The sequence below is a fragment of the Bulleidia sp. zg-1006 genome (genome assembly GCF_016812035.1).
Taxonomy (GTDB): Bacteria; Bacillota_I; Bacilli_A; order Erysipelotrichales; family Erysipelotrichaceae; genus Bulleidia.
This window is the reverse complement of the sequence record NZ_CP069178.1, coordinates 1,288,679-1,309,784: the sequence shown is the minus strand read 5'-3', so window position 1 is coordinate 1,309,784 and position 21,106 is coordinate 1,288,679. Positions and strand designations below refer to the sequence as shown.

The following is a 21,106-nucleotide window of genomic DNA, read 5'->3' as shown; positions in this document are numbered from 1 at the left end:
GATAAATTTGCTTTGATTTCTATCTTAAATAAATAGAGTTATAAATAAGTTTAAGGAAATGATATACTGGTAGTCAATTTTGGTGTGGAATTTGATTTCACAGTTGAAAGTCGAGGAAAGGGAGAAATGCCTTTAATGAGTGAAAATATCGTTACTGATTTAAAACAATGTTTGATTCAACTAATTGAACATTTACGCAATGAAAATATTATTAAAAATATTAGCGTAGAGGATTTGAATTGTCAAACATTTAATCGTCTTGTGATTTTATTAAGAAATATGCTCAAGGAAGAATATCCTAAAACAAAGCTAAAACCAATTATGAAAAGTGTTCATTATGCAAATGGTTTTGGTGATTTGTCTTTGAAGGAGAGTGCTTTCGTACTTGATGAGGTTGAACAGTACCTCTGTATCAATAAATTTCTTAATCACGATAAATCAATTGAATACTTTAATAATAGGATTACAGTCAATGGATTTGAAATAAATCCAGAAAATTTACTTTTGGTTATGATAGAAAGTTTGTTATGTTGCAAGAAGGAATTTAATTGAAGTATATTGCTAAATTGTAGAAATTTAGAGAAAATTTTCAGTTTGTCGAAATGAAACAATTAAATACAAGTAATAATATAGCAACTTATGAAGCAGTAAATCAAAAATGGTTTACTGTTTTTTTGTTACTCAGATTTTAGAAGAAAGGACAAAGAAAATGAAAAATATAGATGAAAAAATCTTAATGGCAGAAGAAGAAATCAAGCAGTTACAAAACAAAAGAAAAAAGCTCATCAGTCAGCAGAAACAGGAAGAACGAAAAAAGAGAGATATGATGATATTCGATTAGAGTTTCGTGAGATGTTAAAAAGTCAGCTTGCAAAGGGGAATAATGGCTTAAAGAAATCCAAGTATATCACCTTTGGAGTAGAAGCGGATAGTTTGGAGCAAGCGACTGCAAAACTTGAGCGACTTGAAATAGATATATTGTCAAATCTAAAGAGCATGGGAGTTCGTGCCGAGGGCTTAACTGGAACAGAAAGGCTAAAGGTCTTACACGATATTTTAAATCCAGATAAGCTCTTTTCTTTTTCATATAAAGACTTAAAACCAAGAGAAAGTACAAAGACGGTGATTACACCAGATTCTTTTAATTTTGTACGGAGTAAGTATTTTAAATTTGGAAAATATATTGGAGCAGTAAGTCATCTTCAAATACTTGCAAGTGAGCTATCGGATAGAATGCTTGCAGAATTTTTAGATATAGATGATAACATCAATATTTCTTTTCATATCAAGGCAGTTGAGCAGACAGAAGCGATTAAAATGGTGAAAAGAAAAAATACAGATATTGATAAGATGAAAATTGAGGAAAATAAAAAGGCAGTTAGAAGTGGCTATGATATGGACATCTTGCCAAGTGATTTAATTACCTATGGAGATAATATCAAGATGCTTTTAAAAGATCTCCAGACAAGGGATGAGCGTATGTTTATCGTAACGATTGTCTTTATGAATTTTGCAAGGACAGTACAAAAACTTGATACGACTATTTCTCAAATTTCATCTATTGCAAGCAAGCATAATTGTAAGATTAAACGCTTAGATCATAGTCAAGAACAAGGCTTTATAAGTGTATTACCACTTGGAGTAAATAAGATCGAAATAGATAGAGGACTATAGACACAGTTTTCAATATAATAGACTATTTATTTTTTTCTAAAATAAATGATAGTAAAGGAGAATACAATAATTTAAAGCGTTTGAGAGAACATGAAGCACAAAGTTTTTATAAAATGCTAATTAACTGGAGAATAATGGGATTTACCATGAAAGTAATGATAGATGAGGTGGTTGGATATTGGAATACGCTTAGAGAAGAGCAATCAAGAATTGTTTATGTTGGTAAATGGGGGGATAAAACCAGAGGTGGACATAAAGAGTATTGGACTGACATTACAGAAAAAGATGAATATGAAAAGGTTAATTTAGCTATCGTAAGATTGAAAGAAGAATATGATTTTATAGATAATGAACTAGTAAAATATATAGAAGTACTATATTCTTTAGAACTAATTGAAGAGTCACTTTATTTAAAAATAAAATACGGAACAGATGATAAAACTAAAATTGCGTTATTGAACTGTGGCATTAGTAGTATTCTTTCAAAATTGTTGCAAGAAAAATATTCGGATATGTTTGAGGCTGATATAGGTAATAGTACTGTGACTTTTTCTAAAAATTTGATTTCTGAAATGTTAAAAAATAATGAAAATGGTATTTTGATTTCAGAGGTAAAAATGAATGCTAAAGAATAGGTTGTAGTTTCATGCTTGCAATATGCTTGCAAAAAATCAGATAAACAGAAATAAATTGGATAATAAGGCTAAATCCAATTATAAAACCATTGATTTTATGTTATTTATACAAAACAAAATCAATGTATATATCGAGTTCGAGTAACAGTATCAAATATGTTACTATTGCAAATCCACTGAAAATAGTGGGTTTTAGCGATATGCAAAAACAAAAAACTCTTGAATGATACTATTTTGATACTAAAAACCTGAAAAAGCAGGTCTGAAAAGGAGTTGTTGAATTTAGTAAGTTTCACGAGTGATACTTATTGACCGAAGGGCAATAAGGTAGGTAAAAGTTTATAAAAGCCTTCCATCGTTTTGGAGGGAGGCTTTTGTAGAAATAGTGAATTCTAAATTGGAATTTTGGAGGAGAAGAAATGAGTATTTTATTTGATGAATTTAGGAGCGTTTGCTTATATTTAAATAAAATCGGAATCGTGCCTACATTAATGGGTTCTTTAGGATTGGAATTTATGTCAAAAGAAGATTGGAAACCATCAGATATTGATATTCATGTTTCGGGAGATCCAAGAGGATGGGAAGCTCCCGATGAAGTTAGAATTTATAATTGGGATAAAATAATGACGGTTATGAAAGAATTGGGATATGATTTAGTGGACATTCATGAGCATGAATTCCGGAAAAATGGAATTAGCGTAGAATACGGATTAATTGATTCCTTATATGATTTTGCGGGTATTGCCGAATCGGATATAGAACTTATTCAACTAAACGAAATAAAGTTTCGTGTACCGAGTCTGAAACAGTTTTTAAGTATTTATGAAGCATCATCAAAAGACTCATATAGAAACGATAATAATAACCATAAAGACTTTAAGAAGATTGACTGGTTGAATAGGCATATATAACTACCAGTTTCTCTAAATCATCGAATATTATAAAAGAAAGCACATAACTTTAAGACCTAAAAATCTTGGCTCTTTCTTAAATAGTGTTGGTGAAGAGTTGTGAGTAAACCACATAAGGAGTTAGAAGTCAAATAAGGGGATTCCCAAAAACTGTACTTTACACCAGAGATATTTAGAAATATTTGTCTCCGATTTCTTTGGTATGACGAGCATGTTCTAAAGCTGAGGTGAAATTCCTTAAAGAGCGTAGTTGTCAACGAATCTGACAGCGACTTGCAAGTTTTGTATGGCGATATAAAGGAGAGAAGAAGCAATAGCGAAATTGTGGCTTGACGTACAGAAACAGGATATGAGGCGTAAAAAGTGGGCAAGCTAGCCAAAGATAACAAAGACCCAAAAGGCAACCGTAAACCAAAGCGTAAATCCTGCAAGTAAACGATGAAAGTATTAGAACTTATCCCGTGAGGTCTCATAGACGAAATAGTAGTAACAACAAACTATGAGAAGTCATCAGAAGTCATAGTAGGTGGAAACACCGAAGGACAGAACAACTTAAGAGCATAAACAAAATGTATGTAGTGCATATCATACAAGTGATAGGATATAAATTTACAATAGTATTGTAATTGTCAAGATATTTTGCTATAAAGTTTTCTACATCGTCAGAAATAGAAAAATCATTCTCAGTTAAATCGAATTCATTTATTTCATAATAATCTGTATTGATAATATGAATATCAGAAATCAGAGCGACAGACTTTGTAGGGAACATAATTTATCTGTACTTGACCAAGAAACAGAAAGGGAAATCAACGAGATTAAGCGAAGAAAATTTGTAAGTTGGCATGATTGGAATGAAGATAAAAAAGGGAGTGGCTATAAATCAAGGCTTCAATTTGATATGGATAGAACTATAAAACAGTCAATCAACTGACAGGACTTTTTATCTAAAATGGAAGGCTGCGGTTATGAAATTAAGATTGGAAAACACATTGCCTTCAAAAGCAAAAATCAGCAGAGATTTACCAGAGCAAAGACTATTGGGGTGAATTACACTGAGGAAAGAATTAAGGAGCGAATCCTGAATAAAAAGAAAGAACTTGGCAATATCATAGACCTTAAAAATAACGATAAGGCAAAGACCAGTAAAGGATATGAATATTGGGCAACAAAACATAATCTTAAAACAGCAGCTTCAACAGTCCTTGAAATGAGAGAGAGGGTTCAATTTATTATCAGAATTGCAAGAAGAAATAAGGCGAATTTCCTACTGGAATACTGATAAAAGAAAGACTTTTGAAAAGTTGGGATTTGAACAGAGAAGGCTTAAGGAAGTCGTTAAATCTATTCAAGTATGCATCAATAAGCGAGAGCATTACAAAGGTTATAAGAAAAATCAGAATGATAAAATTTATATGATGATGAATAAAAAAGACATCGAAGCCTACGAAAAAAGCTATGAGGAAGGAGAGGTTTTCATAAAGCAATTTCCTCATTTGAAAGGTGAATTACTTAAAGCCTTGAAGAAAGGAAATGGTAACGATCTATTCAAAGGATTGAACCAACATTCTAAAAACATACTTAAAGAGCAGACAAAGCTTGTAAAGGAATGTAATGAGCTACAGGCTGAATGTAAAGTCCTTGAAAAGCTTGAAAGCAATATGAGAGATTATCTGAAAAAGGATAATGAGCCGAAGAAAAGTGTTATGGAGCAGATTGAAAACGAAAAATATTTACAAAAAGAGAATACAAAAAAGAAGAAGCAAAAAGAATTGGAATTTTAAAAATAGCTAAAAAAACATAGTGAAAACTATGCTTTTTATTTTGTTTGTACTATAATGAAATGGATGTAAAAATGGAAGGAGTGTCAAATGAGCGTATCATATAAAAAACTATGGCATTTACTTTTAGATAAAAATATGAAGAAAAAAGAATTGTCAGAGCTTGCAGGGATAAGTAATTACACTATCAATAAACTGAACGGAGACGGAAATGTTACTGTGGAAGTACTAGAAAAAATTTGTCTGGCGTTAGACTGCATGGTTGATGATATTTTGGAATTTACTAAGGAATAGGAGTTATTGTTGTGAATAGGTTTGACATTATTCGAAGAATAGGTAGTCGGTATCATATTGGAAATACCGAAACTGGAGAATTTAGCTATGTTAAAGCACTTGCTTCAGTTGGTAAGGATATTAAAGATTATCAAAAGGGCGATACTCAGAAGAATCACCAATTTTTAGATATTCGTTTTGAAAACGATAGGTTGGCAATATTAGTCGAGTGTAAAAACAAGTTTTCTAAGTGGAAAAAAGAGAAAATTCAAAAACAATTACAAGATTATGTAAGATATGAAAAAGCATACTCTGATAAAAAGATAGTTGCCATATTGGCAGAAACTGATGGCGATGATGTATGGGTATGGTATGGTCAATCAGTAATTGTAGATGATGAGCATAAAAAATCAGACGAATCAATCATTAAAACATTTGAAGACTATGAAAATCTTTGTTTTGGTAAAGTCAACGACAAAATTAAGGTTGTAGATTCAATTAAGATACTTAACGAAAAATTGCATTCTGATGGTGTCAATGAAAAACTGAGAAGTCAATTTGTAGGCACCTGTTTATTAGCTTTGAAAAACGGTCTTACTTATAAAAATGTAAGTGCGACTATTGACCCAAATACTGGGAATAGCTTATCGCCTGAAAAAGTCGTGATAAACAATATAAAAAGTATTTTATCTGGCTTATTGTCTAAAAGTGGAGATATAACTGACCTAAATAAAGCGGGTAAGTTATCAGTTCTGAATAACAAGGTTTTGGATGACCAAGATATAGCGACTTTAACATATGAAGAAATAAAGGATATATTAGAATTTATAGATTCTAATATCGTTCCATATATAAACGATAAAAATACGGCAGGGCAAGACTTATTGAATTTATTCTTTACAACATTCAATAAATATGTTGGTAAGTCTGACAAGAATCAAGCATTTACACCTGATCATATATGTGACTTTATGAGTAAGGCGGTAGGAGTTAATAAGAATTCAAGAGTATTAGATCCTTGTTGCGGTAGTGGAGCTTTTATAGTTAGGGCAATGACGGATGTTATGGATGATTGCGAAGCTGAAGCAGAGCGTGATAATGTAAAGAAAAATCAAATTTTTGGAATAGAATATGAAAATGGAGCTTTTGGTTTGTCATCTACAAATATGCTGATACACGGAGATGGAAATTCTAATGTGGTACAAGCGTCTATGTTTGATAGGGCAGAATGGATACAGGATAAGAATATAAATATTGTTCTTATGAATCCTCCATACAATGCGACCAAAAAATTCTGTGATCCTCATTATACAAAAACATGGGATTCAAAAAAGAAGGAAGATCCATCTAAAGGATTTCATTTCGTTGAATGGGTAGCAAGGCATGTTCCAAGTACATGCAAAATTGCCGTTTTACTTCCTATGCAGGCAGCAATTGGAAACACAGGAGATGTTAAAAAATTCAAAAAGAAAATGTTGGATAACTACACATTAGACGCAGTTTTCTCTTTACCTAATGAAATGTTCTATCCAGGAGCTTCAGCTATTGCATGTTGCATGATTTTTGACTTGTCTCAAAAGCATGAGCGAGCTAATAGAGATACATTTTTTGGATATTTCAAAGATGATAAATTCATTAAGCGAAAAGGGCTTGGAAGGGTAGAACAAACAGACCAAGATGGAAATAGCTTGTGGTTAAAGACCGAAGCTGAATGGTTGGATTTGTATAAAAATAAAAGAGAAGTCCCAGGGCTGTCTGTAATGAAAAAGGTTACTTGGAAAGATGAGTGGTTGGCTGAAGCTTATATGGAGACGGATTATACAAAACTCACAGTAGATGATTTTGAACGCACTATCCGTGATTATTATTCATATTTAATTAAGAGTGGTGGAAAATAATGTTGAATACAAGTAAATGGAAAAATTTCAATTTAGAAAAACTATTTGAAATAAGTGCAGGTATATATCACTATTCTGATGAATATGATATTGGTGATACTCCATATATATCTGCATCGAATGAAAATAATGGCATACAGCAACGAATAAATTTAGAACCAGAATTTGCTGGAAATTGTATTGTTACTGGAAAAGTAGGATGTACTACTTTTTATCAGTCTGAAGATTTCTGTGCAACAAGTGATGTTAATATATTCAGACCTAAAAATTTTGAGCTAAACCGAAAAATAGGATTGTTTATTACTGCTATTATCAATTTCAGTGAAAACTATAAATGGAATTATGGTAGGCAATGTAGGGTTGGAGATAGTAAAAAAATTAATATTAAGCTTCCTGCTAAAATGCTAAACAATGAATACATTATTGATCCTGAAAAGATTTTTTCGTCAGAAGGTTACATTCCTGACTTTGATTTCATAAATGAATTCATGGGAAATGTTGAAAATGCAGAGAGAGAGAGTAAAAGCTCTATTAGAGATAGTTTGAAAACTATAAATACGAGTGGTGATAAAAGTCTCGGTATTATTATGGAAAATTGGAAGGATTTTTATTTGCACAAACTATTTAAAACTAGAATGGGTAATGGTATAGATGCAGTTGCTACAACAAACTATAATCCGAAATATAATTATGTTTCAAGAGACAGTAATGGGAATGGTGTAGTTGGATTTGTTGATGAAATAGAAGGGGAAGATCCTTTTCCAGCAGGTACAATGTCATTAGCGTTGGGTGGTAGCTTTTTAGGTTCTTGTTTTATTCAAAAAGAACCGTTCTACACAGCTCAAAATGTTGGCATTTTACAAGAGAAAGAGCCATTATCTATATATTCTAAGTTATTTATAACGACTTTAATTAGAAATGAATGCAAAGTAAAATATCAAGCATTTGGAAGAGAGTTGAATTCACATTTTAGAAAGGATTTTACGATTAAACTGCCGATAAAGATGGACGGATTAAAGTTTGCATATGACGAAAATAAAACCTATTCTGATGATGGTTATATGCCTGATTGGGAATGGATAGAAAATTATGTAAAAAAATTACCGTATGCAGATAAACTCCTAAATTTGACAGTTTTAAAAAGATAAAGATGAAAAAACGCTCTATTTAAGCCTTTTTTTCATCTTTTTTCTTTATTCAAAATGTAATAATATTTTAACTTTTGGTCTTCTTATTAATTTCATTTAAGCTTTTAAAACTCATAATCTCATAGTCAGTATTAAACTTAAAAACATCGTGTAATTTATCAGTTATTACTGTTCTAGTATAAGCAGGAATGTATTGTTTATTGCCTATCTCACATAATTGCATACTTCTTAAGGTTGTTATAATTTCTTTTGTGGTGTATTGAACTAAGTTTTTTTCAATAATCCTTTCAACTAACAATGCCATAAAGCAAGTTAAAAAGTGTGAGTATATTCTACTTTCTCTACTAAGATATACCGGTCGTGCTTTAAATTCACTTTTTAATATTCTAAAACTTTCTTCAATCTTCCATCTTTGACGATGTACTTGTAAGATAATCTTGATATTATCTTCTAAATTAGTGCTAATACAGTATAAACCATCCCATTTGCTTTCTTCAGCTATTTTTTCACTATTTAAGGATAGATGTTGTTCTTTTGCGGATACTCCATCTTCATTGGTATAGTCAATGGCTATTAATCGTTTAAAATCTGTTGCTTTTTGATGATTTCTTAATTTCTTATTACTTGAAATGACTGCTTCTGCTCTGATTATTTGTTTGGATCTAAGATGTTCTTGATAACCGGCGTATTCCGGCGAATAACTTACAATGATTCTTTCTTCAACACCATTTTCCTTAATCCATCTTTCTTTATAATAGATATGATAGTCATTTTCTAATTCTTTTATTTCTGATAATCGAAAAACTTTACCATCACCATCTCTTTTCCAACCACTATCTTCAAATACCCAATCTTTAATTGCTTGTTTTGCCTTTTTAAGTGAATAAGTCATAATAAAACCACGATTAGTGATATCATTGAATTTCTTATTAGTACAACTATTTAAACCGGCATCACAACAGATAATCACTTTATCTAATCCATAGTCTTTAATAATTTTTTGTTCGATAGGTTTTAGAGAAGCTTGTTCGTTTTTATTGCCTTGAAAGATATCAAAAGCAAGGGGTAAACCATACTGATCTAAAAATAAGCCCATTTGCACAATCGGATTAGGTCGATGTTCTTTAGATAATCCATATTGTCTAATTCCTTTTTCTTCTTCAATTTCAAAAAAGTAGTTAGTACAATCATAATATAAGATAGATGAATTGCGTTTAAAGTTATTGTGGGTTGTTTGGTATAAACTTTCTTGAATAAAATCTTTGTATTCATACATTTTTTCTAAAGTACGATATACATCGTGTAAAGCGAAATTTGGGGCTTCAAAGAAATGCTTTGAAAACTCAAAAGTGGATAGTTTAGAACCAGGTGCTAAAATCCTACTCGCAACAAGATAACGCATAATTTGGTTTAAATCAAATTTGAATTGTCCTTCTTTTTTGATTTTATCACTAATCTTAGTTAAACCACAGTCCTTTAATATTTTTTGGATAAAGAAATAACCAATATGCACATGACGAATTGTTTTATGATTAATTCGATTAGCAGGCGCAAAAGAAACAGTAATTCTTTCCTTATCTTCTTTCATCTCTAAAGTTTTTTGCTTAGCATATGCTTTAGTCCAAGTATCAACATCAAGATTAGGGTCACCCACCTTTTTACGAATATCATCAGCACTTCCAAGGGCTTCAAAGATATGGGTAGAAACTTTTTTACCGGTTCTTTTAGAATAGGCAAGATAATAAAAGGTCGAGTTTTTAGATTTCGATTTAGTGATAAACATAGGCACACCTCCACTAATATTATATCAGATATTACATATTATTACAAACGAAATCCCCTGAATTTGACATGAAAACAGCAAAAAAGCTAGTATTTACTAGCTTTTTAAGAAAATATAAAATTCAAAACTGTCAAATTCCCGAAAATTATGTAAAAAAATTACCGTATGCAGATAAACTATAATGGTATAAAGTAAAGAATGGGGGTGTGATAAGTTTTGATTTTATGTAAGAAAACATTAGAAAAACTTAGAAATATAATAAATGGAGATGGTACGGATGATTATAAGTCAGGACCAAAGTTAGTAAGTTTTTTTAATGAACTTGGATTTAATGATTCTTATGGTCAAGGCTTTCCATCAAGATGGGTTTTCACAGATTATAAATTGGAAAAAATCAATGGAACACCGGAATTAGATAAATGTATAAAATCTATATTTGCTGTAAATAACTACATAGGCAGAGTAGCATACTTAGATGAGCTAATTGTAGATTTTAATCAGTATTTAGTTTTTGATAAGTGGAGAGTTATAAGAGAAAATGAAAAAATCACTTTTAAGAAACTAGACGAAATAATTATTGAAAACAAGGAAAAAACATCAGAAGTGTCTGAAAAAGAATTTTTACAATTAAATTTTGATAGCTCAATTGATAGCATTGGATTAGAATATTCGCTTACTGAAATTTTAAAGATAAGGATTTTAGAAGCTGAAAGCAATACATCAATAGGAAATTCTCTTTCATCGATTATTTTGATTGGAAGTATTATGGAAGGAATTCTATTGGGGGTAGCGTTGAAATGTCCTGATAGCTTTAATAAAAGTAATTCTGCTCCTATTGATAATAACACCAAAAAAGTGAAGAAATTCAATGATTGGACTCTTAATAATTTTATAAATTCAGCATATGAACTAAGAATAATCAATGAAGATGTAAAGAAATTTAGTCATGTGGTTAGAGAATTTAGAAACTATATTCATCCTTATCAACAATTATGTTCTAAATTTACCCCTGATAAACATACTGCCTTAATTTGTTTACAAGTATTAAAGGCGTTGATTGCACAGATTGGCGAATATGTAAAAATGAATAATATTAGCTAATGGGAGAAATATATGGCAAAGGGAATAATATATTTAATGACTACAGTTGTTTCCGGTCTTATCAAGATTGGCAAGACGGGAAATGATCAATTTGAAAATAGAATGAGATTTTTAGAAAGTAATGGATATGCCAATATCACGGGGTTAAAAAGGGAGTTTGCTATCGAAGTGGATGGATATGATGAGAAAGAAAAACTTATTCATGATATCTTTAGTAAAAGTAGAATTGTCGGCACTGAATTATTTGCATTAGATATAGAGGTCGCAAAATCCTTATTATCTTCTTTAGATGGTAAACAAATTTATCCTAAGGATAAAAGTAAAAAAGAAGTATTCGAAGAATCTACAGAAGAGATAAAACTTAAAACGGAGAGTGGATTTGTTCCGGATGGAGAGTATATATTAAATCGTAATATAAGAGGTTTTGGGAAAGTAAATGGGAAAGCTACAGTTAAAGAGGGAGTATTCACAGTATTAAAAGGAAGTTTTTGTGGTAATACCAAAAAAGGCTATATACCATCTATTAGAAGAAATGCAAAAATAAAAGATAATATATTACAAGAAGATATTGTATGTATGAATCCGTCAAGTGCCGGTTGGATAGTTATTGGGAAATCTAATAATGGATGGGTAGAATGGAAAGACTTACAAGGGAACCTTATTGAAAAATATAGAGAAAAAGAAGACTAGTGGCATAATTTTTAAAATGTAATTGATTGAGTAATGATTGCTTGTAAGAACAGTGGACATTAAGTAAAATACGATTTTGCTGACCTCGGCAAAATCATAGAAGAATGATTGGTACACTAATCCGTTTCACAAACGGTTTTATAGATAGTAATTTAGAAGCATGAAGTATTTTTGAAGTATTTTGTGCTAAAAACACCTATAAAAACTGCAAAATTATGGAATGGGTGTAAATGAGAGCCCTGTAAATGCTTGTTTTATAATAGATAGCAGGCTTTATATGAAGAGTGGGAGTAACAGTATCAAATATGTTACTATTGCAAATCCACTGAAAATAGCGGGTTTTAACGATTGAATGGTGTAAAAAACTCTTGAGTGATACTACAACGATATGCAAATATGAAATTTGCATATCGAAATAGAGAATTGTGGTGCAAGGGATATTATGTGGACACGGTTGGAAAGAATACAAAAGCGATAAAAAATATATCTCAAATTAGTTAAAAGAAGATAGGGAAAGAGATCAATTAAGTATTTTTGATCTGAGAGACCCGTTTACGGGTAGCAAGTAAAAGATGCGTGGCCGGTAGTATTAGGGGTATGCCCGAAAAAGTAAAACTACCGGCTATGCCGGTGGATATTTATTTGGAAATAGTGGGAATTGTAAATTGGGACGAGCGTATGGATAATAAATATATTAAATTAAATATCTTTCCAATTATTTCTGAGGTACTGTTTGTATTAACATGCTTGTTATTTCAAGGATATTATATATACATCAATTTTTTGTTTTATATAGTTTTAGCAATTTATTTTTTGTTAAGAAAAGATTTTTCAATTAAAGAATGGTTAGCTTCTGTAAAAGGTGGAAGTGTTTTTTGGAAGCAGGTGATGTGGACGATATTATTCTTTTGTCTTGCTTTCGTATTTACAAATATTTTAGAAAATATGTTTCCATTTCTTAGTACGGGAATGATTAATTTAAAAGCGGATAACTGGTTAAAGCTTATTCTGTTTACAGGTTCTACAATAATATTGCCACCAATCGTAGAAGAAATGTTTTATAGAAAAAATCTTACATCTTTTAAAAATGGGAAAATTTTAATTTTAACAACGCTATTTAGTATGTTTTTATATGCCTTAGAGCATACATTTACAATTTGGGGAATTTTCTTATGCATGATATGGGCTTTACCGTTGAGCATTTCCTACATCAAAACCAAAAATATATATGTTACAATGACGGCACATTTTATATGTAATTTTGTTATAAACGGAATTGCTGTTGTGGAAATATGTGGTTTCCTATTGAGTTGATTATCTGCGCAAAAACAATATTTACATTGTTAAAGCACATAACTTTAAGACCTAAAAATCTTTCAGCTATGTGCTTTTTCTGTGCTTATTTTATATCCGGTGGAATCTTAGCGGTTATGCCTTTTCTATAAAACTTTACATTGCTTTCTTCAAAAGGAATATAATCTTTTTTCAGGCTGTCAGGATAGTTTGCTTTCCAATCTTGTAAGGCTCCTTTCGTAATTTCGCTATTTTCATATTTCGCTTTCATTTCCTGCCACTGTTCAAGCATATTACGAATTCTAAGAATAGCTTCACTGCCGAAATAGATACCTGTGGTAGTGTATTCGGGATCTTCATCATTTAGGATAACAGGGCGTATATTCATTTCAATGCTGTCGTCCAGCTTAAATAAAAACCACATTAAATCATGTTCCGTATGTGGAAAACGGTTCGCTCAATATGCTCTTTGAAGATTACTTTGAACTTTATAAGGCTAAATACTTGGACAACAAAAGAGCACATGATAAGAACAAAGATTTTGCCGTTTTGTAGCGGTATGAAAATGGATGAAATTAAGCCTGTTGTAGTAAAGAAGAGGCATAACGTACTCTTAAACATTGAAAATGCGGAAGAGGAAGAAGTAATCTCTTGGGTACAAAAATATAAATTTTCAAAACTCTCCTCTTACAAAATGATGATGAAAATATTATAATATATAAAACAACTTCATAAACTTATAATTAAGGAGTAAAAATATGAAAGTCAGTTATAATGGATTGTGGAAAATTTTGATAGATAAAAATATGAACAAAAAAGATTTGGCTAATGCTTGTGAATTATCTCCTGCAACAGTATCTAAAATGGGCAGAGGAGAATTTGTAAGTATGGATGTTTTGTATCGTATAGGAACAAAACTTGATGCAGATTTTGGAGATATGGTTTCGATTATTAGAGAGTCTAAAGAGGAATAATAAACTTGAGGTGACAGATTGCGACCTCAAGATAAACAATAATTAATTAGTCACAAACTGTGACTAGTTTAAGGGACGATAGGAGGTATCTATGGGAGAAGATAAAAATCTTGTCATTGTTGATAATAGAGAAATACAGACTATGATTTATACCATTAGAGACAAGCAGGTAATGGTAGATAGTGATCTTGCAATGCTATATCAAGTTGAAACAAAGTATTTAAACAGGCAGAGAAGCAGAAATGCGGATAGATTTCCGAAGGAATTTTGCTTTCAATTAACTAAAGAAGAATATGAATTTTTGAGGTGCCAAAATGTCACCTCAAAAAAAGAAGGTGGATCAGGTGGCAGACGATATATGCCATATGCTTTTACTGAACAGGGAATAGCCATGCTTTCCGCTGTTCTTAAAAGCGATGTGGCAGTGGAAGTTAGCATTAAAATTATGAATAGCTTTGTGGAAATGAGAAACTTTTTACTTTCTAATAGAGAGATGTTTGCACGTCTTGATAGGGTTGAGTTAAAACAATTAGAAACAGATAAAAAGCTGGAAGAAGTTTTTAACTATATAGCGACCAGTACTGAAGTAAAACAAAACATCTTTTTTGATGGACAAATCTATGATGCATTCAGCTTTATTGTTGGGCTTATCCAAAAGGCTAAGAAAGAAATAATCCTAATTGACAACTATATAGATGTAAATACTTTAAATATTCTATGTAAGAAAAATCATGGTGTGGAAGTTGTTATTGCTACAGCAGGAAAAGGTAGCTTATCAGCGAAGGATATCACGAAATTTAATGCTCAATATCCAAAACTATCGGTTAAAACGACTATGAATTTTCATGATAGATTTTTAATCATAGATAATGCAGAAGTTTATCACATTGGAGCTTCGATAAAAGATGCAGGTAAAAAGAGTTTTGGTATTACAAAGATAGAAGATAAGGACTTGATTAAGAGTCTGATAAATAAAGTGAGGTAGAAGGGAATGTCAGATTTAACTAAGGCTAACAACGAAACAATGCAAAGATCAGAGTTACATAGAAAAATTTGGGCTATTGCCGATGATGTTCGTGGGGCGGTAGATGGATGGGATTTTAAACAATATATACTAGGAATCTTGTTTTATAGATTTATTTCTGAAAATATTACTGAATTTTTTAATTCCGCCGAGCATGAAGCTGGAGATCTGGGATTCGACTATGCCAAAATTTCTGATGAAGAAGCAGAAGAGGATTTTAGACCTAATACTGTTGAAGATAAGGGATTTTTTATATTGCCAAGCCAGTTGTTTAAAAATGTTGTTAAAACAGCTAAAGACAACGAAAACTTAAATACAGATTTAGCAAATATATTCAAGGCTATTGAAGGAAGTGCGGTAGGATTTGCATCGGAAGATGATATCAAAGGCTTGTTTGAAGATGTGGATACAACAAGTAACCGTTTAGGAGCAACTGTAGCAGAAAAAAATAAGCGCCTAGCAGATATATTAACAGGAATAGCTGAAATTAATTTTGAGAACTTGCAGAATAACGATATAGATGCTTTTGGCGATGCCTATGAATATTTGATTTCAAATTACGCAAGTAATGCCGGTAAATCCGGTGGAGAGTTTTTTACACCGCAAACAGTTTCAAAACTTTTGGCAAGACTTGTTATGGATGGGAAGACAAGTATTAACAAAGTATATGACCCTACATGTGGCAGTGGAAGTTTGCTTTTGCAGATGAAAAAGCAATTTGATGAGCATATTATTGATGAAGGATTTTTCGGTCAGGAAATCAATATGACCAACTTTAACTTGGCTCGTATGAACATGTTCCTTCACAATGTGAATTACAATAACTTTTCAATCAAAAGGGGAGATACTTTAATTAACCCTTTACATAGAGATGAAAAGCCGTTTGATGCTATTGTTTCCAATCCTCCTTATTCAATTAAATGGGTTGGAGATGCTGATCCTACTCTGATAAATGATGAAAGGTTTGCACCGGCAGGGAAGTTGGCACCAAAGTCTTATGCAGACTATGCTTTTATTATGCATTCATTGTCGTATCTTTCGAGTAAAGGGAGAGCGACTATTGTATGTTTTCCGGGGATTTTTTATAGAAAAGGTGCCGAAAAAACAATTAGGCAATATCTTGTAGACAACAACTTTATTGATTGTGTTATTCAGCTTCCTGAAAATCTCTTCTTCGGAACATCAATAGCTACTTGTATTTTAGTTATGGCAAAGAATAAGACAGAAAATAAAATACTGTTTATTGATGCGAGCAAAGAATTTAAAAAAGAAACCAACAACAATATTTTAGAAGAAAAAAATATTAAGGTAATCATTGACGAGTTCAGAAACAGAACGGAAAAAGAATATTTCTCAAGGTATGTAGACAGAGCGGAAATTGAAGAAAATGATTATAACCTTTCTGTTTCAACTTATGTAGAAAAGGAAGATACAAGAGAAGTTATTGATATTAAAGTTCTAAATAAGGAAATTGAAGAAACTGTTAAGAAAATAGATGTGCTTAGGGCTTCTATAAATGAAATAGTAAAGGAGCTTGAAAATGAGTAAGGATAATAGAAATCAAATCGTGAGATCATCTGCTGCAGAGTATTTAACATTTTTAACATCTACAGGAGAAAGTGATGTCAATGCTATCTATGCTGATGAAAATGTCTGGATAACGCAAAAGATGATGGGAATTCTCTACAATGTAGGAACTAACACTATAAACTATCATCTTAAAAAAATTTTTAAAGATAGTGAACTTGATGAGAAAACAGTTATTCGAAAATTTCGAATAACTGCTTCAGATGGAAAAAATTATACGGCATCACATTATAATTTGAAGGCAATTATTGCTGTGGGGAATAAAGTTGATTCTCCAAAAGCTGTGCAATTCAGGAAATGGGCTAATTCAATAATAGAAGAATACACAATCAAAGGCTTTGCCATGGATGATGAACGTTTAAAAAGCGACGGAACAATTCTTACAAAAAAATATTTTGAAGAACAACTCGAGCGTATAAGAGAAATAAGGATATCTGAAAGGAAATTTTATCAAAAAATTACAGATATTTATGCTACAAGCATCGATTATGATTCTAAATCGCAGATGACAAAACAATTTTTTGCAAAGGTTCAAAATAAGTTGCACTGGGCAATTCATGGACAGACTGCGGCTGAAGTTATATATAATCGTGCCGATAGTGAGTCGGAACATATGGGATTAAGTACATGGAAAGATGCACCATATGGAAAGATTCAAAAATTCGATGCACTGGTCGCAAAAAACTATTTGAGCGGGGAAGAACTTCGTTCAATGTCAAGAATTGTAAATGCGTATCTTGATTTGGCAGAATTAAGAGCGAATAAGCATATACCGATGACTATGGAAGATTGGGCGGAGCAATTTGACGGCATATTGAGATTAACACAATATGAAATTTTAACACATAGTGGAAGTATCTCAGCAGAAATTGCAAGAAAACATGCTGAATCGGAATTTGAAAAATATCGTGTTAAACAAGATAAGTTGTTCACAAGCGATTTTGATCGCTTTATCCTTGAAAGCGAGGAACAGGAATTCGAAGATGAGTAGGATAGATGAATTAGAGATACTGAACAGACTTGGATCAGGTTACTTTGAAATTGCAGAAATGCAAGCTATGAAACATAAGCCTATGTATATGAGCGACTATGTAGATACACTGGATAATATTCTTAAATCCACAGGAGAAGAAGTGTTAAAAGATGCAGGTAATATCAGTCATAAACAAGCAATGGAAAAGGCTCTTTCTGAATATAGGAAATATCAGACTGAAAATCTTTCTCCTGTTGAAAAAGACTATCTTGCAGAAATTAAGAACATAGAAAAAATCGCTAAAGAGGGTGGAAAAGATGAGCAATTTACAAGTAAAAAATTTTTTGGTTTATAGTTTACCGGATGAAGATGTTAGTGTAGACATTTTTATAAAAGATGACGATATATGGCTTAGTCAAAAAGGAATGGCTGAACTTTTTGGAATAGATAGAACAGGAATTGGAAAACATTTAAAAAATATATTTTCTGATGGGGAGCTTGATGAAGAAGTGGTATGTGCAAAATTTGCACATACCACCGAACATGGAGCAATAAAGGGAAAAACGCAACTTTCAAATACAATTTATTATAATTTAGATGCAATAATTTCTGTCGGCTATAGAGTCAACTCCTATAAGGCAACCAAATTTAGAATATGGGCAACTTCGGTTCTGAAAGAATACATGAAAAAAGGTTTTGTACTTGATGATGAAAGATTGAAGCAAGGAGAAGATGTCTTTGGAAAAGACTATTTCAAAGAGCTTTTAGAAAGAGTTCGTTCAATAAGAACAAGCGAAAGAAGAATTTGGCAACAAATAACAGATATATTTGCCGAATGTAGCATTGACTATAACAAAAATGCTCAAATAACTAAAGATTTTTATGCTATGGTACAAAATAAATTTCATTATGCCATAACAGGAAAGACAGCAGCTGAAATAATAGAAAGTTATGCAGACCATACAAAAGGAAATATGGGACTTGCAACTTGGAAAAACTCTCCTAAAGGTAGAATATTAAAATCGGATGTTACAATAGCTAAAAATTATTTGAGTGAAAAAGAAATCAAGAAATTGGAAAGAGCAGTGAGTGGATTCTTTGACTATGTAGAAGATTTGATAGAAGATGAAAATACTTTTACTATGGAAGACTTTGCCGAAAGCATTAATGAATTTTTAACTTTTAGGAAATACAGAATATTACCTGATAAGGGAAGAGTGAGTAAAAAAGTTGCAGATAAAAAAGCAAAAATGGAATACGATGAATTTAATAAATTTCAAAAAATAGTTTCTGATTTCGATAAAGAAATTACAAAAAAATCATCTTTGGAGAATGGCGATGAGTAAGATAGATGAATTGTTAAAAGATGAAAAAGTTGAGTGGAAAAAGCTAGGCGATATTGGAGAGTTTTATGGTGGGATAACTGGAAAAACCAAGCAAGATTTTAATGGTGGTAATGCAAAATTTATTACATATAAAAATGTATATTTAAACCCAGCTACCGATTTAAATGTAAAAGATAAAGTTAAGATTAACCCAGAAGAAAATCAGAGAAAACTAATGTATGGAGATGTATTATTTACAGGTTCATCAGAAACGCCAGATGAGTGTGGAATGTCATCTGTTATTACTACTAAATTGACAGAGGATATATATTTGAACAGTTTTTGTTTTTTTCTTAGACTACATGATTCAGATTTATTGTTGCCAGATTTTTCAAAGCATTTATTCAGATCGGAGGCTCTTAGGATAAAAATTGGAAAAACAGCATCGGGAGTTACGAGGTTTAATGTGTCAAAAGATTTAATGAAAAAAATTGAAATCCCAATTCCCTCTATAGAAACTCAAGAAAAAATCGTAAAAACACTTGACAAATTCACAAATTATGTTACTAAATTACAGGCTGAATTACAAGGTAGGGTTAAACAATATGAGTATTATAGGGATATGCTACTTAGTGAGGAGTATTTGAAGAAGATATCAGAAGAACTTTTTATTGAGTATAACACTTCCCTTAAAAAAGTTAAATTAAAAGACAGTGCAGAAATAATAAGGGGGAAAAGGCTTGTACGAAGCGAACTCAAAGAAACAGGCGGATTCCCTGTTTTTCAAAATAGCTTAACGCCTCTAGGATATTATCATGATAAAAATTTTACTGGTGACAAAGCTTGTGTAATTTCTGCAGGGGCAGCAGGAGATATCTTTTATATTGAAGATGACTTTTGGGCGGCGGATGATGTCTTTGTGATAACTAGTGATAGTATTCTAAATAAGTATATATATTATTTTCTATTAAATAAACAAAGTTTAATAAAATCAAAAGTCAGAAAAGCAAGTGTACCTAGATTATCGAGAGATGAAATAGAAAGAGTAGAAATTCTAGTTCCAACTATTGGGTTACAAGAAAAGGTTGTAGAAATTCTTGATAAATTCCAAAACTTACTTTCTGATACGCAAGGTTTATTGCCGGAAGAAATAGAGCAAAGACGAAAACAATATGAATATTATCGTGAAAAACTCTTGACATTTGATATAGCCAAAGGCACAATTGCTAGACAGACAGACAGACAGACAGACAGACAGACAGACAGACAGACAGACAGACAGACAGACAGACAGACAGACAGACAGACAGACAGACAGACAGACAGACAGACAGACAGATAATATCTAGCGATTATTTCGTTATATTGAAAGAAGCATCGGATATTGTTGATATTAAGCTTTTTGAAGTTGAATGGAAAACACTGGGGAGTATTGGAGTGTTTGAAAATGGAACAGGAATGCCTAAGAGCTTATTCAATGAAAACGGAAAAGTTGGAGCAATCCATTATGGTCATATTTATACGAAATATAATTTGTTTGTAAAACAGCCAATTGTTAGAGTAACTAAGCAAAATGCGGATAATCTTAAAAAGGTTAATACTGGTGATTTAGTGATTGCAAAAACTTCAGAAAACATAGAAGATGTTATGAAAACTGTAGCTTATTTAGGTAATATAATCGCAGTAACGGGTGGTCATGCAGCAATATTTAAACATAATGAAAATCCAAAATATCTGTCATATGTATTTAATGGAGCCAATTATTTATTAAGACAAAAGAATAAGTTAGCAAGAGGGGTTAAGGTTATTGAATTATCAACAACAGATATGGAAAAAATTAAAATTCCATTACCTTCTCTACCGGTTCAAGAATATATTGTTTCTATTCTTGATAGGTTCGATGCTTTAATAAATGATGTTTCTAAAGGATTACCTAAAGAAATAGAGTTAAGGAAGAAACAGTATGAGTATTATAGGGAAAAATTGTTGAGTTTCCCAAAAAATAATTAGAAAAAATAAATGGAAGGAGTGATTTA

At 31.5% G+C, this 21,106-nt stretch carries 23 protein-coding genes and 1 pseudogene; 22 read left to right on the top strand and 2 right to left on the bottom strand.

Annotated elements, in window-relative coordinates; genetic code table 11:
- Nucleotides 1-84 precede the first annotated feature (84 nt).
- From JOS54_RS06640 to JOS54_RS06600, 10 genes and pseudogenes are all read left to right on the top strand, one after another.
- On the top strand, nt 85-552 hold the full coding sequence (locus JOS54_RS06640; protein WP_203244812.1) for a hypothetical protein: 468 nt from the start codon (nt 85-87) through the stop codon (nt 550-552).
- 157 nt (nt 553-709) lie between these two features.
- Nucleotides 710-841, top strand: coding sequence for a hypothetical protein (locus JOS54_RS07955; RefSeq protein ID WP_255520683.1), 132 nt, complete (start codon nt 710-712; stop codon nt 839-841).
- Nucleotides 811-1,671, top strand: a pseudogene (locus tag JOS54_RS06635) (VirB4-like conjugal transfer ATPase); the annotation flags it as partial. The gene JOS54_RS07955 and the pseudogene JOS54_RS06635, both read left to right, overlap by 31 nt.
- Before the next feature lie 83 nt (nt 1,672-1,754).
- The gene (locus tag JOS54_RS06630; RefSeq protein WP_203244811.1) at nt 1,755-2,309 is read left to right on the top strand and encodes a hypothetical protein; all 555 of its coding nucleotides are present in this window, start codon (nt 1,755-1,757) and stop codon (nt 2,307-2,309) included.
- Nucleotides 2,310-2,728: 419 nt separating this feature from the next.
- Nucleotides 2,729-3,220 (top strand): hypothetical protein, encoded by a 492-nt coding sequence (locus JOS54_RS06625; protein WP_203244810.1) that lies wholly within the window; start codon nt 2,729-2,731, stop codon nt 3,218-3,220.
- 952 nt (nt 3,221-4,172) lie between these two features.
- Nucleotides 4,173-4,502, top strand: a complete 330-nt coding sequence (locus JOS54_RS06620; protein WP_203244809.1) for a hypothetical protein — start codon at nt 4,173-4,175, stop codon at nt 4,500-4,502.
- Nucleotides 4,462-5,004: a hypothetical protein gene (locus JOS54_RS06615; RefSeq protein WP_203244808.1), complete on the top strand. Its 543-nt coding sequence runs from the start codon at nt 4,462-4,464 to the stop codon at nt 5,002-5,004. Before JOS54_RS06620 ends, JOS54_RS06615 begins: the two co-directional genes overlap by 41 nt.
- 87 nt (nt 5,005-5,091) lie before the next feature.
- On the top strand, nt 5,092-5,295 hold the full coding sequence (locus tag JOS54_RS06610; RefSeq protein WP_203244807.1) for a helix-turn-helix transcriptional regulator: 204 nt from the start codon (nt 5,092-5,094) through the stop codon (nt 5,293-5,295).
- A gap of 11 nt (nt 5,296-5,306) precedes the next feature.
- Nucleotides 5,307-7,172, top strand: a complete 1,866-nt coding sequence (locus JOS54_RS06605) for a class I SAM-dependent DNA methyltransferase (protein ID WP_203244806.1) — start codon at nt 5,307-5,309, stop codon at nt 7,170-7,172.
- A complete protein-coding gene (locus tag JOS54_RS06600) occupies nt 7,172-8,320 on the top strand; it encodes a restriction endonuclease subunit S (RefSeq protein WP_203244805.1) in 1,149 nt (382 codons plus the stop codon). Before JOS54_RS06605 ends, JOS54_RS06600 begins: the two co-directional genes overlap by 1 nt.
- A gap of 67 nt (nt 8,321-8,387) precedes the next feature.
- Here the strand turns inward: JOS54_RS06600 and JOS54_RS06595 are convergent, their stop codons facing one another.
- Nucleotides 8,388-10,103, bottom strand: coding sequence for an IS1634 family transposase (locus JOS54_RS06595; protein WP_203244804.1), 1,716 nt, complete (start codon nt 10,101-10,103; stop codon nt 8,388-8,390).
- A gap of 216 nt (nt 10,104-10,319) precedes the next feature.
- Between JOS54_RS06595 and JOS54_RS06590 the strand changes: the two genes are divergently transcribed.
- From JOS54_RS06590 to JOS54_RS06580, 3 genes are all read left to right on the top strand, one after another.
- On the top strand, nt 10,320-11,204 hold the full coding sequence (locus tag JOS54_RS06590) for a hypothetical protein (protein WP_203244803.1): 885 nt from the start codon (nt 10,320-10,322) through the stop codon (nt 11,202-11,204).
- Nucleotides 11,205-11,216: 12 nt separating this feature from the next.
- The gene (locus JOS54_RS06585) at nt 11,217-11,894 is read left to right on the top strand and encodes a GIY-YIG nuclease family protein (protein ID WP_203244802.1); all 678 of its coding nucleotides are present in this window, start codon (nt 11,217-11,219) and stop codon (nt 11,892-11,894) included.
- 597 nt (nt 11,895-12,491) lie between these two features.
- The gene (locus tag JOS54_RS06580) at nt 12,492-13,208 is read left to right on the top strand and encodes a CPBP family intramembrane glutamic endopeptidase (RefSeq protein ID WP_238928343.1); all 717 of its coding nucleotides are present in this window, start codon (nt 12,492-12,494) and stop codon (nt 13,206-13,208) included.
- Between the two features lie 85 nt (nt 13,209-13,293).
- Here JOS54_RS06580 and JOS54_RS06575 read toward each other — a convergent pair whose 3' ends face one another.
- Complete coding sequence (locus tag JOS54_RS06575; protein WP_203244801.1) at nt 13,294-13,611, bottom strand: hypothetical protein; 318 nt, start codon at nt 13,609-13,611, stop codon at nt 13,294-13,296.
- Nucleotides 13,612-13,626: 15 nt separating this feature from the next.
- On the opposite strand from JOS54_RS06575, the gene JOS54_RS07895 reads away from it, so the two are divergent.
- The 9 genes from JOS54_RS07895 (at nt 13,627) to JOS54_RS06530 (ending at nt 21,080) form a co-directional block, all read left to right on the top strand.
- The gene (locus JOS54_RS07895; RefSeq protein WP_238928342.1) at nt 13,627-13,902 is read left to right on the top strand and encodes an N-terminal phage integrase SAM-like domain-containing protein; all 276 of its coding nucleotides are present in this window, start codon (nt 13,627-13,629) and stop codon (nt 13,900-13,902) included.
- Between the two features lie 43 nt (nt 13,903-13,945).
- Nucleotides 13,946-14,161 carry a helix-turn-helix transcriptional regulator gene (locus tag JOS54_RS06565; RefSeq protein ID WP_203244800.1) on the top strand — a complete coding sequence of 72 codons (216 nt, stop codon included), beginning with the start codon at nt 13,946-13,948 and terminating at the stop codon, nt 14,159-14,161.
- A 91-nt stretch (nt 14,162-14,252) separates the two neighbouring features.
- Nucleotides 14,253-15,146, top strand: a complete 894-nt coding sequence (locus JOS54_RS06560; protein ID WP_203244799.1) for an ORF6N domain-containing protein — start codon at nt 14,253-14,255, stop codon at nt 15,144-15,146.
- 6 nt (nt 15,147-15,152) lie between these two features.
- A complete protein-coding gene (locus tag JOS54_RS06555) occupies nt 15,153-16,733 on the top strand; it encodes a type I restriction-modification system subunit M (protein WP_203244798.1) in 1,581 nt (526 codons plus the stop codon).
- Nucleotides 16,726-17,763, top strand: a complete 1,038-nt coding sequence (locus tag JOS54_RS06550) for a virulence RhuM family protein (protein WP_203244797.1) — start codon at nt 16,726-16,728, stop codon at nt 17,761-17,763. The genes JOS54_RS06555 and JOS54_RS06550 overlap by 8 nt, the downstream gene beginning before the upstream one ends.
- Complete coding sequence (rhuM, locus tag JOS54_RS06545; RefSeq protein ID WP_203244796.1) at nt 17,756-18,100, top strand: RhuM family protein; 345 nt, start codon at nt 17,756-17,758, stop codon at nt 18,098-18,100. Before JOS54_RS06550 ends, rhuM begins: the two co-directional genes overlap by 8 nt.
- Nucleotides 18,063-19,091: a virulence RhuM family protein gene (locus tag JOS54_RS06540; protein WP_203244795.1), complete on the top strand. Its 1,029-nt coding sequence runs from the start codon at nt 18,063-18,065 to the stop codon at nt 19,089-19,091. The genes rhuM and JOS54_RS06540 overlap by 38 nt, the downstream gene beginning before the upstream one ends.
- The gene (locus JOS54_RS06535; protein WP_203244794.1) at nt 19,084-20,412 is read left to right on the top strand and encodes a restriction endonuclease subunit S; all 1,329 of its coding nucleotides are present in this window, start codon (nt 19,084-19,086) and stop codon (nt 20,410-20,412) included. Before JOS54_RS06540 ends, JOS54_RS06535 begins: the two co-directional genes overlap by 8 nt.
- 23 nt (nt 20,413-20,435) lie before the next feature.
- Complete coding sequence (locus JOS54_RS06530; protein ID WP_203244793.1) at nt 20,436-21,080, top strand: restriction endonuclease subunit S; 645 nt, start codon at nt 20,436-20,438, stop codon at nt 21,078-21,080.
- The last annotated feature ends 26 nt before the right edge of the window (nt 21,081-21,106 follow it).

Bases quoted from the DNA above. Each gene is read 5' to 3' on its own strand.
- JOS54_RS07955 (WP_255520683.1), top strand. From the start codon at position 710: ATGAAAAATATAGATGAAAAAATCTTAATGGCAGAAGAAGAAATCAAG.
- JOS54_RS06625 (WP_203244810.1), top strand. From the start codon at position 2,729: ATGAGTATTTTATTTGATGAATTTAGGAGCGTTTGCTTATATTTAAAT.
- JOS54_RS06620 (WP_203244809.1), top strand. From the start codon at position 4,173: ATGGAAGGCTGCGGTTATGAAATTAAGATTGGAAAACACATTGCCTTC.
- JOS54_RS06610 (WP_203244807.1), top strand. From the start codon at position 5,092: ATGAGCGTATCATATAAAAAACTATGGCATTTACTTTTAGATAAAAAT.
- JOS54_RS06600 (WP_203244805.1), top strand. From the start codon at position 7,172: ATGTTGAATACAAGTAAATGGAAAAATTTCAATTTAGAAAAACTATTT.
- JOS54_RS06595 (WP_203244804.1), bottom strand. From the start codon at position 10,103: ATGTTTATCACTAAATCGAAATCTAAAAACTCGACCTTTTATTATCTT.
- JOS54_RS06585 (WP_203244802.1), top strand. From the start codon at position 11,217: ATGGCAAAGGGAATAATATATTTAATGACTACAGTTGTTTCCGGTCTT.
- JOS54_RS06580 (WP_238928343.1), top strand. From the start codon at position 12,492: ATGCCCGAAAAAGTAAAACTACCGGCTATGCCGGTGGATATTTATTTG.
- JOS54_RS06575 (WP_203244801.1), bottom strand. From the start codon at position 13,611: ATGTGGTTTTTATTTAAGCTGGACGACAGCATTGAAATGAATATACGC.
- JOS54_RS07895 (WP_238928342.1), top strand. From the start codon at position 13,627: ATGTGGAAAACGGTTCGCTCAATATGCTCTTTGAAGATTACTTTGAAC.
- JOS54_RS06565 (WP_203244800.1), top strand. From the start codon at position 13,946: ATGAAAGTCAGTTATAATGGATTGTGGAAAATTTTGATAGATAAAAAT.
- JOS54_RS06560 (WP_203244799.1), top strand. From the start codon at position 14,253: ATGGGAGAAGATAAAAATCTTGTCATTGTTGATAATAGAGAAATACAG.
- JOS54_RS06555 (WP_203244798.1), top strand. From the start codon at position 15,153: ATGTCAGATTTAACTAAGGCTAACAACGAAACAATGCAAAGATCAGAG.
- JOS54_RS06550 (WP_203244797.1), top strand. From the start codon at position 16,726: ATGAGTAAGGATAATAGAAATCAAATCGTGAGATCATCTGCTGCAGAG.
- rhuM (WP_203244796.1), top strand. From the start codon at position 17,756: ATGAGTAGGATAGATGAATTAGAGATACTGAACAGACTTGGATCAGGT.
- JOS54_RS06540 (WP_203244795.1), top strand. From the start codon at position 18,063: ATGAGCAATTTACAAGTAAAAAATTTTTTGGTTTATAGTTTACCGGAT.
- JOS54_RS06535 (WP_203244794.1), top strand. From the start codon at position 19,084: ATGAGTAAGATAGATGAATTGTTAAAAGATGAAAAAGTTGAGTGGAAA.